Source organism: Phytopseudomonas seleniipraecipitans (assembly GCF_900102335.1).
Taxonomy (GTDB): Bacteria; Pseudomonadota; Gammaproteobacteria; order Pseudomonadales; family Pseudomonadaceae; genus Aquipseudomonas; species Aquipseudomonas seleniipraecipitans.
This window is the reverse complement of sequence record NZ_FNBM01000001.1, coordinates 601,682-615,709: the sequence shown is the minus strand read 5'-3', so window position 1 is coordinate 615,709 and position 14,028 is coordinate 601,682. Positions and strand designations below refer to the sequence as shown.

The window sequence follows — 14,028 nt, the reverse complement described above, 5'->3', positions numbered from 1 at the left end:
CGGGAAATCAACCTGGGTATCGCTTCGCTCAACGCCAGGCTACGAGGATGACCAATAGCCTGTGGGTAGCGCCACAACCTGTAGGAGCCGCGCCCCCGCGGCGAATCGCGCAAGCAACGCCGAGACTGGGATACACCTACTCCAATGCAGCACCTGGCGATGCAGTTCGGAGCCTGGGTCGAGCGCAGCGACAGCCGAGAAATAAACCTGGGTATCGCTGCGCTCAACGCCGGGCTACGGCGATGACGATAAGCCTGTGGGTAGCACCACAACCTGTAGGAGCCGCCCCCCGCGGCGAATCGCGCAGGCAACGCCAAGACCGGGACACACCTACTCCAATGCAGCACCTGGCGATGCAGCTCGTAGCCTGGGTCGAGCGCAGCGACACCTGGGAAAATGCCCTGGGTATCGCTTCGCTCAACACCAGGCTACGAAATCGAAACTGCCCGTCCCACAATGCAAAAGGCCCTGCAGTGCAGGGCCTTTTGCTACGGCGCGAAAGCTTACTTCTTGCCGAGCTTCTTCAGCTCTTCGTCACGCAGCTCGCGGCGCAGGATCTTACCGACGTTGGTGGTGGGCAGGCTCTCGCGGAACTCGACCTGCTTGGGTCGTTTGTAGCCGGTGAGGTTGTCGTGCATGTGCTGCAGGACCTGCTCCTTGGTCAGGGTCATGCCCGGTTTGACCACCACGAACACCTTGATTGACTCACCGGAGCGCTCGTCCGGCACGCCGATGGCGGCGCACTGCAGCACACCCGGCAGAGTCACCAGCACTTCTTCCAGCTCATTCGGGTAGACGTTGAAGCCGGACACCAGAATCATGTCCTTCTTGCGGTCGACGATGCGAATGTAACCGTCGGGCTGGATGATGCCGATGTCGCCGGTCTTGAACCAGCCATTGGCGTCGATCACTTCATCGGTGGCGTCCTGGCGCTGCCAGTAGCCCTTCATCACCTGCGGGCCCTTGATGCACAGCTCGCCGGTTTCGCCCAGTGCCAGATCGTTGCCCTGGTCGTCGATCACCTTGAACAGCGTGGACGGCGCGGGAATGCCGATGGTGCCCAGTTGGATATTGGTGATCGGGTTGACCGAGGCCACCGGGCTGGTTTCCGTCAGGCCGTAGCCCTCGCAGATGGCGCAGCCGGTCACCTGCTTCCAACGTTCGGCAGCCGCCTGCTGCAGCGCCATGCCGCCGGACAGGGTGACCTTCAGTTTGGAGAAGTCGAGCTTCTGGAAACCCTCGTTGTTGCTCAGCGCCACGAACAGCGTGTTGAGGCCAACGAAACCACTGAACTGGAACTTGGAGAGATCCTTGACCATGGTCGGCAGATCACGCGGGTTGGTGATCAGCAGGTTGTGATTGCCGCAGTGCATCATCGCCATGCAGTGAAAGGTGAAGGCGTAGATGTGGTACAGCGGCAACGGCGCGACGAGAATCTCGTTGCCTTCGTTGAGGTTGGAGCCCATCAACTCGCGGCATTGCAGCATGTTGGCGATCAGGTTGCGGTGGGTCAGCATCGCGCCCTTGGCCACGCCGGTGGTGCCGCCGGTGTATTGCAGCACGGCGACCTCATGAGCGGCCGGATTGGCCTCACTCACCGGCTTACCGCGGCCCTGGCTGAGGGCATCGGTCAGCTTGATGGCAGACGGCAGGTTGTAGGCCGGCACCATCTTCTTCACATATTTGACTACGGCATTGACCAGCAGGCGCTTGAGCGGCGGCAGCATGTCGCCGACTTCGGTGACGATCACCGTGGTCACGCCGGTCTTGGGCACCACCTGCTCGGCCAGGTGAGCCATGTTGGCCAGGCAGATCAGCGCCTTAGCGCCGGAATCGTTGAACTGGTGCTCCATCTCCCGCGCGGTGTACAGCGGGTTGGTGTTGACCACCACCAGGCCGGCGCGCAGCGCGCCGAATACCACCACCGGGTATTGCAGGACGTTGGGCAGTTGCACGGCAATGCGATCGCCGGGCTGCAGGTCAGTGTGTTGCTGCAGGTACGCAGCAAAGTGCCCGGACTGCTCGTACAGCTGGCCGTAGGTAATGGTCTTGCCCAGGTTGGTGAACGCGGGCTTGTCGGCAAACCGCTGGCAGGACAGCTTCAGCACCGCCTGAACGTTGGGGTACTGGTCGGGATCGATCTCGGCCGCGATCCCCTCGGGATACTTGTCCGTCCAGAAGTTTTCGGTCATGGACACCCACTCCTAAGCAACTGCTTGTCTTCACCGCGTATGCGGTTGTTTGTTGTATGTATGCCTGCCCTTTCGCCCCTGTGAGGCGCAAAGCGGGGCCGAGAGTAGCAGAGTTGCCAGATACCGACCAGGGCTCGAAAAGGCCCACCGGTATCGAAAGTGACCGCAACCATAAAAATAGTCATAACCAGTTTTTTGCTGTCCGCGCGATGTGCGGCAGGCACCGTGAAACAGCAGGCAACGCCCATGATAGACGCCTGCGACCTTTTATGCCGCGAGTGATTTGGCAATCGGGAGGGAGTGGCGGAAAAGAGGCCGGGACAACGTCTGCCGCAGCAGCCTGGTCAGGCGCCTGCAGAGATCATGGACATCGACAACGCAGCGACAGGCGCTATTTGCGGCTGTCGCTGCGCCTTGCACCTGCCGTTACGCTTGATCGCGCAGCTCGCGGCGCAGGATCTTGCCCACGGGGGTCATGGGCAGCGAATCGCGGAAGACGATGTGCTTCGGCACCTTGTAGCCAGTGAAGTTGTCCTTGCAATAGGCCTTCAGCTCCTCGGCGGTCAGGCTGCTGTCGCGTTTGACCACGAACAGTTTGACCGCCTCGCCGGACTTGTCGTCCGGCACGCCGATGGCCGCGCAACTCGCGACCTTGGCATGGGCCATCACCACGTCTTCGATCTCGTTGGGGTACACGTTGAAGCCGGAGACGATGATCATGTCTTTCTTGCGGTCGACGATGCGCACGAAGCCGTCTTCGTCGATCACTGCAATGTCGCCGGACTTGAACCAGCCCTCGGCGTCCAGCACCTCCGCGGTGGCCTCCTCGCGCTGCCAGTACCCCTTCATCACCTGCGGGCCCTTGATGCATAACTCGCCGCGCTCGCCGAGCGGCAGTTCGTTGCCGTCGTCGTCGATGACCTTGAATGCCGTGCCCGGCACTGGAATACCTACGGTGCCCAGCCGGGCGCGATCACCGTAGGGGTTGGCACTGGCGATCGGCGAGGTTTCGGTGAGGCCGTAGCCCTCCACCACCGTGCAGCCGGTCAGGCTCTGCCAGCGTTCGGCGGTGGCCTTGACCAGTGCGGTACCGCCGGAATTGGTGACCTTGAGGTGGCTGAAATCGAGGTTCTTGAAGCCCGGGTTGTCCATCAGCGCCACGAACAGCGTGTTGAGCCCGAGCAGCGCGGAGAATTCCCACTTGCCCAGCTCCCTGATGAAGCCGGGAATGTCGCGCGGATTGGTAATTAACACGTTGTGATTGCCGTTGACCATCATGCACATGCAGTTAACCGTGAAGGCATAGATGTGATACAGCGGCAGCGGCGCGATCATCACCTCCTGCCCGCGCTTCATCAGCGACGTGCCGTCGGGGCCGTGCTGTGACATGCAGGCATCGGCCTGCAGCATGTTGGCGATCAGGTTGCCGTGGGTCAGCATGGTGCCCTTGGCTACACCGGTGGTGCCGCCGGTGTACTGCAGCACGGCGATATCGTCCCGGGTGGCTGCAACCGGTCGTGCCGCCTGGCGGGCACCGTCGCGCAGCACCTGCTTGAAGGACAGTGCCTGGGGCAGGTGGTAGTCAGGCACCATCTTCTTGACCTTCTTTACCACGGTGTTGATCAGCCAGCCCTTGAGGCTCGGCAGCATGTCGCCCATGCGCGCCTCGATCAGGTACTCGATCGGACTGTCGGGCAGCACCTCCTGCACCAGCTTGCCGAACATGTTCAGGTACACCAGTGCGCGCACGCCGGCGTCCTTGAACTGGTGGCGCATTTCGCGGGCGGTATACAGCGGGTTGGTGTTGACCACGATCAGCCCGGCGCGCATCGCGCCGAACACGGCGATGGGGTACTGCAGCACATTGGGCATCTGCACAGCAATACGGTCGCCGGGCTGGAGATCGGTGTGCTGTTGCAGGTAGGCAGCGAATGCGGCGGACAGTTCGTCCAGCTCCCGGTAGCTCAGGGTTCTGCCCAGGTTGCTGAAGGCGGGCCGGTCGGCGAACGTCTTGCAGGAGCGCTCGAATACTTCGACCACCGACTGGTAGGCGCTCATGTCGATGTCGTTGGGCACACCGGCGGCGCGCTTGTCGTTCCAGAAATCAGGTTGCATTGTTGTTGTCCTCATTCCCTGAATAGCGTGGATAAGCTTCAGCGAACTTAGCAGCAAGGCACCCGCTCGCAAACCGACAATCAATACCGTGAATTTCAGCCCCTGCGCGGTCTACAATGCGCGGCACCCGCAGGCTCAAGGAATTGCCATGCAGCACCGCACCTTCTGGCTCGACAGCAGCGATAGCGTACCCCTGTACGTCAATCACTGGCGTGCCGAAGGCGTGCTCGGCGTGCCCGCGCGCGGGGTGTTGATGGTGGCGCACGGCATGGCCGAGCACAGCGGCCGTTACGCGCGTTTTGCCGAGGCGCTGGTAGCGGCCGGATTCGATGTCTACGCCCATGACCAACGTGGCCACGGGCACACGGCGCAGCATGGCAGCCTCGGGCATTACGCCGACCAAGATGGCTGGGCGCGCGTGGTCGGCGACCTCTCCACGCTCAATCACCACATCCGCCAGCAGTACCCGCAGACGCCAATATTCCTGCTGGGCCACAGCATGGGCAGCTACATCGCCACCGCCTACCTGATGCACCACAGCAGCAGCGTGCAGGGGGCGATCCTCTCGGGCACCAGCCATCAGCCGGTACATGTTTATAAGGCCGCCGCGCTGGTCGCCCGCTTCGAGCGCTGGCGACAGGGCCCGACCGGGCGCAGCGCACTGATCGACTGGTTGTCGTTCGGCGCCTTCAACAAACCGTTCGAACCGGCGCGTACCACGTTCGACTGGCTGAGCCGCGATACCGGCGAGGTCGACCGTTATATCGCCGACCCGCTGTGTGGCTTTCGCTGCAGCAACCAGCTATGGCTCGACCTGCTCGGCGGCCTGCAGCGCATCGGCCGCATCGCCGACCTGAAGCAGATCGACCCGCAACTGCCGCTGCTGATCATTGCGGGCGAGCGTGACCCGGTGAGCAAGGGCCAGCGCCCGCAGCAACTGGCCGACGCACTGACTCGTTCGGGGCATGCCCGCACCACCCTCAAACACTATTCCCAGGCCCGTCACGAACTGCTCAACGAACTGAACCGTGACGAGGTTACCCGCGACCTGATCGACTGGCTGGAACAGGCACTGGAGCAGCCCCGCCATCGACCATCACTTCCTCAGGAATCCACGCCATGACGCAAAGCAGCAACACCCCTTACGAAGAACTCGAAGTCGGCCAGACCGCCACCTTCAGCAAGACAGTGGAAGAACGCGACATCCTGCTGTTCGCCGCCGTCTCCGGGGACCACAACCCGGTGCACCTGGATGCCGAATACGCAGCCACCACCATGTTCAAGGAGCGCATCGCGCACGGCATGTTCAGTGGCGCGCTGATCAGCGCCGCTGTCGCCTGCACCCTGCCCGGCCCTGGCACCATCTACGTCAGCCAGCAGATGACGTTCCAGAAGCCGGTCAAGCTCGGCGACACCCTCACCGTGCGTCTGGAGATTCTCGAGAAGCGTCCGAAATTCCGCGTACTGATTGCCACCCGCGTGTTCAACCAGAACGAAGAACTGGTGGTCGACGGCGAAGCTGAAATCATCGCGCCACGTAAAGCCTTTACTGTCGAGCTCGCGACCCTGCCGCCCATCAGCATCGGCTGATTTTTTTGCAGCCTTAGAACCTGTTCACGATCTCTAGCTGGACGTAGGGTGGACAACGCTTTTTTGTCCAGCATTACAAGTGCGAAACGGTGGACGGATGAAGCGTCGTCCACCCTACAAAAGGCCACTGAGGCCATAGATAGTCCGTAGGATGGGTCGGGCCGCGTAGGTGAAACCCATCACCGGATCGATGGGTTTCACCTACGCCGCCCGACCCATCCTGCGATTTCATACGACGTACATTTTTCTGGAGCCTTCCATGCCACTGTCCATGCATTCCATTTCCATCCCGGTCTTCACCCGCCAACTGAACAACCTGTCGACCATCCTCGGCATCGCCGCCGCCAACGCCGAAACCCGCAAGATCGAGCAGAGCGTGTTCCTCAACGCGCGCCTGGCCCCGGACATGTTCCCGCTCGCCCGCCAGGTGCAGATCGCCTGCGACACCGCAAAAGCCGGCGCCGCCCTGCTGGCCGGCGTCGAAGCGCCAAGCCATGCCGATGACGAAACCAGCTTCGCCGAGCTGCAGGCGCGCATCGCCAAGACCCTGGAGTTCGTGCAAGGCATCAGCGCCGCCCAGCTCGACGGCAGCGAAGATCGCACCGTGACCCTCAAGCGCCGTGACAAGGAGACTCACTTCCAGGGTCAGGCCTTCCTGCTCGACCACGTGCTGCCGAACCTGTATTTCCACCTGACCACCACCTACGCCATCCTGCGCCACAATGGCGTGGAGCTGGGCAAGCGCGACTTCCTCGGCACCCGCTGAGCACCTGCTCGCCAGATGATGGACAGGCTCCCCTGCCTGTCGTGACCTCTTGGTGCATGCCCGCCGGGCATCGCACCAAGACAGGTCAACCTTGTTAAAAGCCAACAAGTAAAATCAGCCTGTACGCTAAAAATCCGCATTTCATTGTGCACTTCGCACAACGCGCACTGTACGAGCTGCCGAACTGATCAGTTGGCACGTCACCTGCTATAGCCAAGCCTTCTCTCACCCCGTGGAGCTAGGCCATGACGCACCCCACCACCGACAGCGACTACCCCTTGAGCGAAGTGCCGACCGGCGCCCGCAAGGGGCTGTTCTCCACCTCGATCATGCTGTTCTCCTTCACCTTCTTCACCGCCACCATGTTTGCCGGCGGCAAGATCGGCATGGCCTTCGACTTCAAGACGCTGATCTGGGCCGCGATCATCGGCAACCTGCTGCTCGGTGCCTACGCGGCGATACTGGGCCTGATCGCCTGTCGCAGCGGCCTGAATTCAGTACTGATGGGCCGTTTCTGCTTTGGCGAAGCGGGCAGCAAGCTCTCCGACGTATTGCTGGGCTTCACGCAGATCGGCTGGTACGCATGGGGCACCGCGACGGTCGCCATCGTGCTGGTAAAGATCCTCGGCCTACCCGAGAGCCTCACCATGCCGTTGATGGTGCTGTTCGGCTTCGGCTTCTGCCTCACCGCCTTCATCGGCTACAAGGGCCTGGACATGCTCTCGCGCATCTCGGTACCGGCCATGCTGGCCCTGCTGGTCTGTTCGCTGTGGATCGCCACCGATGACGTGGGCGGCATCAGCGCGCTGCTGGCCATCGAGCCGACCCAGAGCATGACCTTGAGCGTCGCCATCACCATGGTCTTCGGCACGTTCGTCAGCGGCGCCACCCAGGCCACCAACTGGACCCGTTTCGCCCGTAGCGGCCGTATCGCGGTGATGGCCAGCATGGTCGGGTTCTTCCTTGGCAACGGCCTGATGATCGTCGCCGGTGCCTATGGCGCCATCGTCTACCAACAACCGGACATCGTCGAAGTGCTGGTGCTGCAAGGCCTGTCCATCGCCGCGGTGGTGATGCTGTTCCTCAACCTGTGGACCACCCAGGACAACACCATCTACAACTTCGCCGCGGCCGGCTGCAACCTGCTGCGCACCGGTCGCCGCAAGACCGTCACCGTGGTGGGCGCCGGCATCGGCACGCTGCTGGCCATCGGCGGCATGTACGAAATGCTGATTCCCTTCCTGATTCTGCTCGGTTCGATCATCCCGCCGATTGGCGGCGTGATCATGGCGGACTATTTCTACGGCCATAAGGGTCGCTACCCCTTGCTCGCCACCGCCCGGCTGCCGGCATTCAACTGGGTCGGCCTGGGCGCCTATGGCGTCGGTGCGCTGTGCGCATACTTTTCGCCTTGGGTCGCACCGCTGGTGGGCATCGCCGTCGCCGCGCTGGTCTACGTAACGCTGTTCGAAGCGAAGAAAGTCTTCGCCGCCCGCGGCTTGGTCGCCGACGCATGAGCCTGAGCGTCACCGATATTCTGGCCTTGCCCGGCCTGCATGACCTGCGCCTGCGCGCCGGCCAGGCGGCGCTGGGCAACCCGGTGCGCTGGCCGTACGTGGCCGAGAACGCCGATATTGCCGACTGGGTGATGGGCGGCGAGCTGGTCTTCGTCACTGGCATCAACCATCCGCGTGATGAGGCCAACCTGCTGCTCCTGGTGCGCCAGGCAGTCGAGCGCGCCACCGCCGGCCTGGTGATACTCACCGGCGCCGAATACATCCAACAGATTCCAGCCAGCGTGATCGCCGAAGCCGAGCGCCTCGGTTTGCCGCTGCTGGAGCAGCCCTACGGGCTGAAGATGGTGGTGGTCACCCAGGCGATCGGAACCGCGCTGGTGCAGCAGCAGATGCTGGGCAGTTCGCGCCAGCATGTGCTGGAGCAATTGCTGGAAGGCGATTACCAGTCGCTCGACGTGCTGCTGCAGCGCGCCGCCAGCCTCGACCTGCCGCTCGGTGTGCCCCGTCAGGTCGCCCTGCTGCGTCTGCAGAACAGTGAACAGCTGTTCGATGGCGAAGCGGCCGACAATGGCGAACGCCTGTTGCGCGACAACCGCCAGTGTCTGCAACAGCGCCTGGAGCAGTGCCTGCAGCAACTGGGTGAAGCGCTGCCGCTGATCAGCCAGGGCGAGCACTGGATCGCCCTGCTGCCCTGCACCAGCAGCCAGGACGAACAACGCAACCGGCGCCTGCTGCTGGATCTGCTCGCCGAACTGGACCCGCGCCTGCAGCCGCAGCGCTTGGTGCTCGGCCTCAGCAGCGGCAGCCATGAGCCCGAACAATTTGCCCGTGCTTTAGGTCAGGCCCGCCAGGCACTGGTCGCCGCCCAGGCCTTTCCCGAGCGCCTGGGGCTGTGCAGTTTCAATGAGCTGGGGGTGATCGAACTGCTCGGCGCCATTCGCGACCGCAGCCTGCTCGAACGCTTCGTGGAACGCACGCTGGGCCCGCTGATCGGCGATGATTCGCGGCATGAGCCGGTGCTTATGCCAACCCTGGAAGCCTGGTTTCACGAGAACGCCAACCTGGCCTTGGCCGCACAACGCCTGGGCGTGCACCGCAACACCCTGAGCTACCGTGTACAACGTATCGAAGCGCTGACCGGCTGCTCGTTCGATGATCCACACGACCGGTTGAATATCAGCATTGCGTTGCTGATTCGCCGTCTGTCGTCTCATAGCCTGCCAAGGAGTACCCCATGAACATCGTCAACGCCCGCCTGCGTGGCCGCGAAGGCCTATTCCATATCGCCCTGGACGGCTCACGGATTGCCGCCATCAGCGCGCAGCCGGCTGCCGTCATCGCGCCAGAAGGCGACCTCGACGCCGCCAGCAATCTGGTGGTGCCGCCCTTCGTCGAGCCGCACATTCACCTCGACGCTACCCTGACTGCTGGCGAGCCGGCCTGGAACATGAGCGGCACGCTGTTCGAAGGCATCGAGCGCTGGGCCGAGCGCAAGGCGCTGGTTACTCACGAAGACACCAAGACCCGCGCCAGAAAGACCATCGACATGTTGGTCGATCATGGCATCCAGCACGTGCGCACCCACGTCGACGTCACCGACCCGAGCCTGGCGGCGTTGAAGGCGATGGTCGAGGTGCGCGAGGAAACCCGCCACCTGATCGACCTGCAGATCGTCGCGTTCCCGCAGGAAGGCATCGAATCCTATGCCAATGGTCGCGCGCTGATGGAGCAGGCGGTGGCGCTGGGCGCGGATGTGGTTGGCGGTATTCCGCACTTCGAGAACACCCGCGACCAGGGCGTCAGCTCGATCAAGTTTCTGATGGACCTGGCCGAACGCACGGGCTGCCTGGTGGATGTGCACTGCGACGAAACCGATGACCCGCAGTCGCGTTTTCTCGAAGTGCTGGCTGAAGAGGCCCGCGTGCGCGGCATGGGCGAACGCGTCACTGCCAGCCACACCGTGGCCATGGGCTCCTACGACAATGCTTACTGCTCGAAGCTGTTTCGTTTGCTGAAGATGTCGAAGATCAACTTCGTCTCCTGCCCGACCGAGAGCATCCACCTGCAGGGCCGCTTCGACAGCTACCCGAAGCGCCGCGGCCTGACCCGTGTCGCGGAGATCGACCGCGCCGGCATGAACATCTGCTTCGGCCAGGACTCGATCGTCGACCCGTGGTACCCGCTGGGCAACGGCAACATCCTGCGCATTCTCGAAGCGGGCCTGCACATCTGCCATATGCTCGGCTACAGCGACCTGCAGCGCAGCCTAGACCTGATTACCGACAACAGCGCTCGCACCCTGCACCTGGGCGAGCGCTACGGCCTGGAAGTGGGCCGCCCGGCGAATCTGCTGATCCTCTCGGCGCCCGACGACTACGAGATGATCCGCACCCAGGGTTATGCCCTGGTGTCGCTCCGCAACGGCGAAGTGCTGATGCGCAGAACCCCGGCGAGTGTGCAGCGCGGTTGATCCGCGAGCACATACCGGATCGCCAGACGCTACCTTTGTAGCAGCCCCGGCCCCGGGCGAATCGTGGGCACAACTCGATATCGGTGTTGCCTGTTCCATTCGCCGCGGGGTCGTGGCGCCTACCGAGAGTGATGCCATCCGCACGCCGAAAATCATCCACCCGTAGCCTGGTGTTGAGCGCAGCGATACCCAGGGCAATTTCCCGGGCGTCGCTGCGCTCGACCCAGCCTACGAAAGAGAAATTTGCGGGTTTATTCCACCCGCACGCTGGCGGTCATACCGGCGCTCAGTTGAACGTTCTCGGGCATGGCATCGAGCTTGATGCGCACCGGAATGCGTTGCGCGAGTCGCACCCAGTTGAAGGTCGGTTCGACATTGGCCAACAACTGGCCGTCCGGGCTGGCGTTGCGGTCGGTGATGCCGCGGCTGATGCTTTGCACTTCGCCGCGAATTTCCTGCTCGCCGCCCATCAACCATACCTCGACGGGCGCACCGACCTGGATGCGTGGCAACTTGGTTTCCTCGAAGTACGCCTGCACGTAGAACGAGCCGGTGTCGACCAACGCCATCACCGCCTGCCCTGCCGTCACATAATTGCCCTGGGCCAGCACCAAATTGGTGATCTGCCCGTCACGTGGCGCCCGCACTTCACTGCGCGCCAGGTTGAGCTGAGCGATACGCAGATCGGCCTGAGCTTCGCGAAATTCGCTGCGCGCCATCTCGGCATTAATCTGCGCGTTCTCGCGCAGCTCGGCGCTGATTGCCTGGGAGCCAAGGCGCGCGCGCCGGGAAGCTTCGTGCTCGCGCAAGCTGAGCTGCTGCTTGCGGATGTCTACCACGGCCTGGGCCTTTTCCACCGCGGCCTGGTAGCGATCACGGTCGATGGTCATCAACAGATCGCCGGCCTTTACCTGCTGGTTGTCGCGCACCGTAAGCTCGACCACCCACCCCGATACGTCGGGGGCGATGGTCACCACGTCGGCACGCACCCGCGCATCGCGGGTCCACGGCGAATACATGTAGTGCTGCCAGATCCAGGAGCCAGCGAAAATCGCCGCCAGGACCATGGCCAGGGTGATGCCGACGCGAATCGTCGAACGCATGCTTTCTCTCCTCAACGTGCCAGCACGGCAATTATGACCGCCAGAACACAGACAAACAGGGCGCAATCGAACAGGGCTTCGTGCCAGATCCACTGCGCCAATCCCACGCGCTGCAGCCCCAGGCGTATAACGCCGGTGAGCAGCAGCGCCAATACCGCGTAGGCCGCCATCGGGCTCAGCAATACGCCGCCCAGCGACCACTCATGCAAGCCCATGGGTTTCTCCTCTGAGTTGGCACCACTGGCGCCAGCCGGTTTGCAATTGCAGCAGCGCGGCCTCGGCCAGGCGCTTGTCGACACTTGGCGCACAGGCGCGCAAGGCCGCCTGCAAATCCGTTACCGGCCCATCCAGATCACCTTCGCGACCCGGCGCCGGGCCGCGTTCCAGTGCATCATCCAGGCGCCGCAGAAAACGCCGCTGCGAACGATCAAGTTCAGGGTCGGCATTGGCCAGGCAGGCGCGCAAGTGCAGCAGCTCATCGCCGAGGTCAAGACCCGCCACGCCGTCGTCCCAGCGGCTGCGCGCTTGGTCCGGGCGCGCCGGATAGTGCCGGGCAAGCTGCAGCAGGCGGTCGGCCATGCGCCCACCGAACCAGTTTTCCGCGCGGCCCAGCTCCCGCCGGGTCAGGCGGCCGAGGTCGACCAGCGTGGCATGCATCAGGCGGCGGCCATGCCACACCGGGTTGCGCAGCACCACCAGACGGAACGCCAATACGGCGATGCCGACACCCATGAGCATGCCTGGCGCTTCGTTGAGAAAGAACTCGACGTTGTAGCCAACGCCCGGCGCCGGCAGGCACAGCACGATAAAGTGCAGGCAGAAGGCAGTCGAGGTAGCGGCCAGCGGCGGTTTGGCCATGCCCAGTACACCGAAGAACAGCGGCACGCCGAGTACCAGGCAGAGCATCACGAAACCATCGATCTGCGGCATCAGTATCTGCCCGACGAAGAACGCCACCGGCAGCGCGTAGAGGATGCCGCGCAGAAACATCATGCCGATCTGCGGCGCTGCCTCGAGCCGGGCGAACAGGCTGCAGACCACGCAGGCCAGCAGCATGGCGCCGATGGCGTGCGTCCACGCGGTGGCCAGCCAGAATGTGGCCAGGGTCAGGAACGCCAGGGCGCTGCGCGAACCGTAGACCAGCGCGCTCTGCCAGTCGTAGTGCCAGGACAGCGCCCGTGGCGCGTCGACCGGTGCGCGGCCCTCCTCGACCGCCAGCAGCGCCCGGCCAGCATCTTCGATGCGCAGCAGCAGAACGGCCATGCGCTCAAGGCACAGCTGCTGGCCGCTGTTCAACTCCTCGTCCTGGGCCGCCTGGCGCAGGCGCTCGACCAACGCCGGCAGGTCGCCCTGCCACTCTTGCAGATGCTCATCCACTTCCTGCAACCAGGGCGCGACGGCCTCGGCTTCGCTGCCGCTCAACTGCCGCCATTGGCGCGCCACACCACGGGCCAGCCGCAGTACGCCGAGCAGGTCGCGGCTGAGGACGCGCAGCGCCACCGCTCGCTGGCGACCGCGCTCGCCTTCGAACCAGGCGTGCTCGCGCTGGGCGTCGACGGCGACGATACGCGACAGCGTCTCCAGCAGCCCTTGGCGTGCCTCGGCCTCGCCAGTCAACGCCTGGCGCGCCGCCTTGATCCCGGTCTGCAGCGCCGCGCGGGCCTGCTGCGCCAGCTGTCGCTCGACCCGTTGCGGCCACAGCAAGGCGCTGCTGAGCGTGGCGCAAATGATGCCCAGACAGATTTCCGTGGAGCGGGCGATGGCTTCGTCGAAGATCACCAGAGGCTTGCCGATGGCCGGCAAGCCAATGATCGCCACGGTATAGCCGGCCAGCACGAAGGCGTAGGACCACGAGCTGCGCAGCATGGTCGACGCTGCCGTGCACAAGCCCAGCCAAAGCGCGAACGCCAGCAAAAACAGCAGCGGCGTCTGGGCGAACAAGGCCATCATCACCACGGCCATGAAGGTGCCGACCAGGGTGCCGAGCAGGCGCGCAAGGCCCTTCTGCACCACCATGCCGGAGAGCGGTTGGGCGACGATAAAGGCTGTCATCAACGCCCACTGCGGCTGCTCCAGGCCCAATCGCAGGGCGAGCCAAAGCGCCAGACCACCGCCAAGCAGGGTCTTGATCGCGAACTGGATGGCTTGCGAGCTCGGCGCAATGAACGCCAGCAGGGAATCACGCACGTTGGTTACCTAAAGGGGTCTCAGCTGTGAACATAGCTGTCGCTAAACGGTTCCGCCTCCGTGCGGACTGCCAATTATTAGCTAGCTA

The 14,028-nt window shown here is 63.5% G+C and carries 11 protein-coding genes; 6 read left to right on the top strand and 5 right to left on the bottom strand.

What is annotated here, in order from left to right:
- Positions 1–503 precede the first annotated feature (503 nt).
- Positions 504–2,192, bottom strand: coding sequence for a long-chain-fatty-acid--CoA ligase FadD1 (gene fadD1, locus BLS60_RS02815; protein WP_092364377.1), 1,689 nt, complete (start codon positions 2,190–2,192; stop codon positions 504–506).
- Between the two features lie 426 nt (positions 2,193–2,618).
- A complete protein-coding gene (gene fadD2, locus BLS60_RS02810) occupies positions 2,619–4,307 on the bottom strand; it encodes a long-chain-fatty-acid--CoA ligase FadD2 (protein WP_092364374.1) in 1,689 nt (562 codons plus the stop codon).
- 148 nt (positions 4,308–4,455) lie between these two features.
- On the opposite strand from fadD2, the gene BLS60_RS02805 reads away from it, so the two are divergent.
- The 6 genes from BLS60_RS02805 to codA all read left to right on the top strand — a co-directional run bounded on the left by BLS60_RS02805 (position 4,456) and on the right by codA (position 10,650).
- Positions 4,456–5,430 (top strand): alpha/beta hydrolase, encoded by a 975-nt coding sequence (locus tag BLS60_RS02805; protein ID WP_092364371.1) that lies wholly within the window; start codon positions 4,456–4,458, stop codon positions 5,428–5,430.
- The gene (locus BLS60_RS02800) at positions 5,427–5,897 is read left to right on the top strand and encodes a MaoC family dehydratase (RefSeq protein WP_092364368.1); all 471 of its coding nucleotides are present in this window, start codon (positions 5,427–5,429) and stop codon (positions 5,895–5,897) included. Before BLS60_RS02805 ends, BLS60_RS02800 begins: the two co-directional genes overlap by 4 nt.
- Before the next feature lie 259 nt (positions 5,898–6,156).
- Positions 6,157–6,663 (top strand): DUF1993 domain-containing protein, encoded by a 507-nt coding sequence (locus tag BLS60_RS02795; protein WP_092364365.1) that lies wholly within the window; start codon positions 6,157–6,159, stop codon positions 6,661–6,663.
- 245 nt (positions 6,664–6,908) lie between these two features.
- A complete protein-coding gene (gene codB / locus BLS60_RS02790) occupies positions 6,909–8,180 on the top strand; it encodes a cytosine permease (RefSeq protein ID WP_092364362.1) in 1,272 nt (423 codons plus the stop codon).
- Complete coding sequence (locus tag BLS60_RS02785; protein ID WP_092364359.1) at positions 8,177–9,418, top strand: PucR family transcriptional regulator; 1,242 nt, start codon at positions 8,177–8,179, stop codon at positions 9,416–9,418. Before codB ends, BLS60_RS02785 begins: the two co-directional genes overlap by 4 nt.
- Complete coding sequence (codA, locus tag BLS60_RS02780; RefSeq protein WP_092364356.1) at positions 9,415–10,650, top strand: cytosine deaminase; 1,236 nt, start codon at positions 9,415–9,417, stop codon at positions 10,648–10,650. The genes BLS60_RS02785 and codA overlap by 4 nt, the downstream gene beginning before the upstream one ends.
- A gap of 251 nt (positions 10,651–10,901) precedes the next feature.
- Here the strand turns inward: codA and BLS60_RS02775 are convergent, their stop codons facing one another.
- The 3 genes from BLS60_RS02775 to BLS60_RS02765 are packed head-to-tail and all read right to left on the bottom strand — an operon-like array spanning position 10,902 to position 13,940.
- The gene (locus BLS60_RS02775) at positions 10,902–11,753 is read right to left on the bottom strand and encodes an efflux RND transporter periplasmic adaptor subunit (RefSeq protein ID WP_070881666.1); all 852 of its coding nucleotides are present in this window, start codon (positions 11,751–11,753) and stop codon (positions 10,902–10,904) included.
- An 11-nt stretch (positions 11,754–11,764) separates the two neighbouring features.
- Positions 11,765–11,968, bottom strand: a complete 204-nt coding sequence (locus tag BLS60_RS02770; RefSeq protein ID WP_092364353.1) for a DUF1656 domain-containing protein — start codon at positions 11,966–11,968, stop codon at positions 11,765–11,767.
- Positions 11,955–13,940 (bottom strand): FUSC family protein, encoded by a 1,986-nt coding sequence (locus BLS60_RS02765; RefSeq protein ID WP_092364350.1) that lies wholly within the window; start codon positions 13,938–13,940, stop codon positions 11,955–11,957. Before BLS60_RS02765 ends, BLS60_RS02770 begins: the two co-directional genes overlap by 14 nt.
- Between the last annotated feature and the right edge of the window lie 88 nt (positions 13,941–14,028).

Coding starts and splice junctions, on each gene's coding strand:
- BLS60_RS02805 (WP_092364371.1), top strand. CDS start 4,456: ATGCAGCACCGCACCTTCTGGCTCGACAGCAGCGATAGCGTACCCCTG.
- BLS60_RS02795 (WP_092364365.1), top strand. CDS start 6,157: ATGCCACTGTCCATGCATTCCATTTCCATCCCGGTCTTCACCCGCCAA.
- BLS60_RS02770 (WP_092364353.1), bottom strand. CDS start 11,968: ATGGGCTTGCATGAGTGGTCGCTGGGCGGCGTATTGCTGAGCCCGATG.
- fadD2 (WP_092364374.1), bottom strand. CDS start 4,307: ATGCAACCTGATTTCTGGAACGACAAGCGCGCCGCCGGTGTGCCCAAC.
- codA (WP_092364356.1), top strand. CDS start 9,415: ATGAACATCGTCAACGCCCGCCTGCGTGGCCGCGAAGGCCTATTCCAT.
- codB (WP_092364362.1), top strand. CDS start 6,909: ATGACGCACCCCACCACCGACAGCGACTACCCCTTGAGCGAAGTGCCG.
- fadD1 (WP_092364377.1), bottom strand. CDS start 2,192: ATGACCGAAAACTTCTGGACGGACAAGTATCCCGAGGGGATCGCGGCC.
- BLS60_RS02775 (WP_070881666.1), bottom strand. CDS start 11,753: ATGCGTTCGACGATTCGCGTCGGCATCACCCTGGCCATGGTCCTGGCG.
- BLS60_RS02800 (WP_092364368.1), top strand. CDS start 5,427: ATGACGCAAAGCAGCAACACCCCTTACGAAGAACTCGAAGTCGGCCAG.
- BLS60_RS02785 (WP_092364359.1), top strand. CDS start 8,177: ATGAGCCTGAGCGTCACCGATATTCTGGCCTTGCCCGGCCTGCATGAC.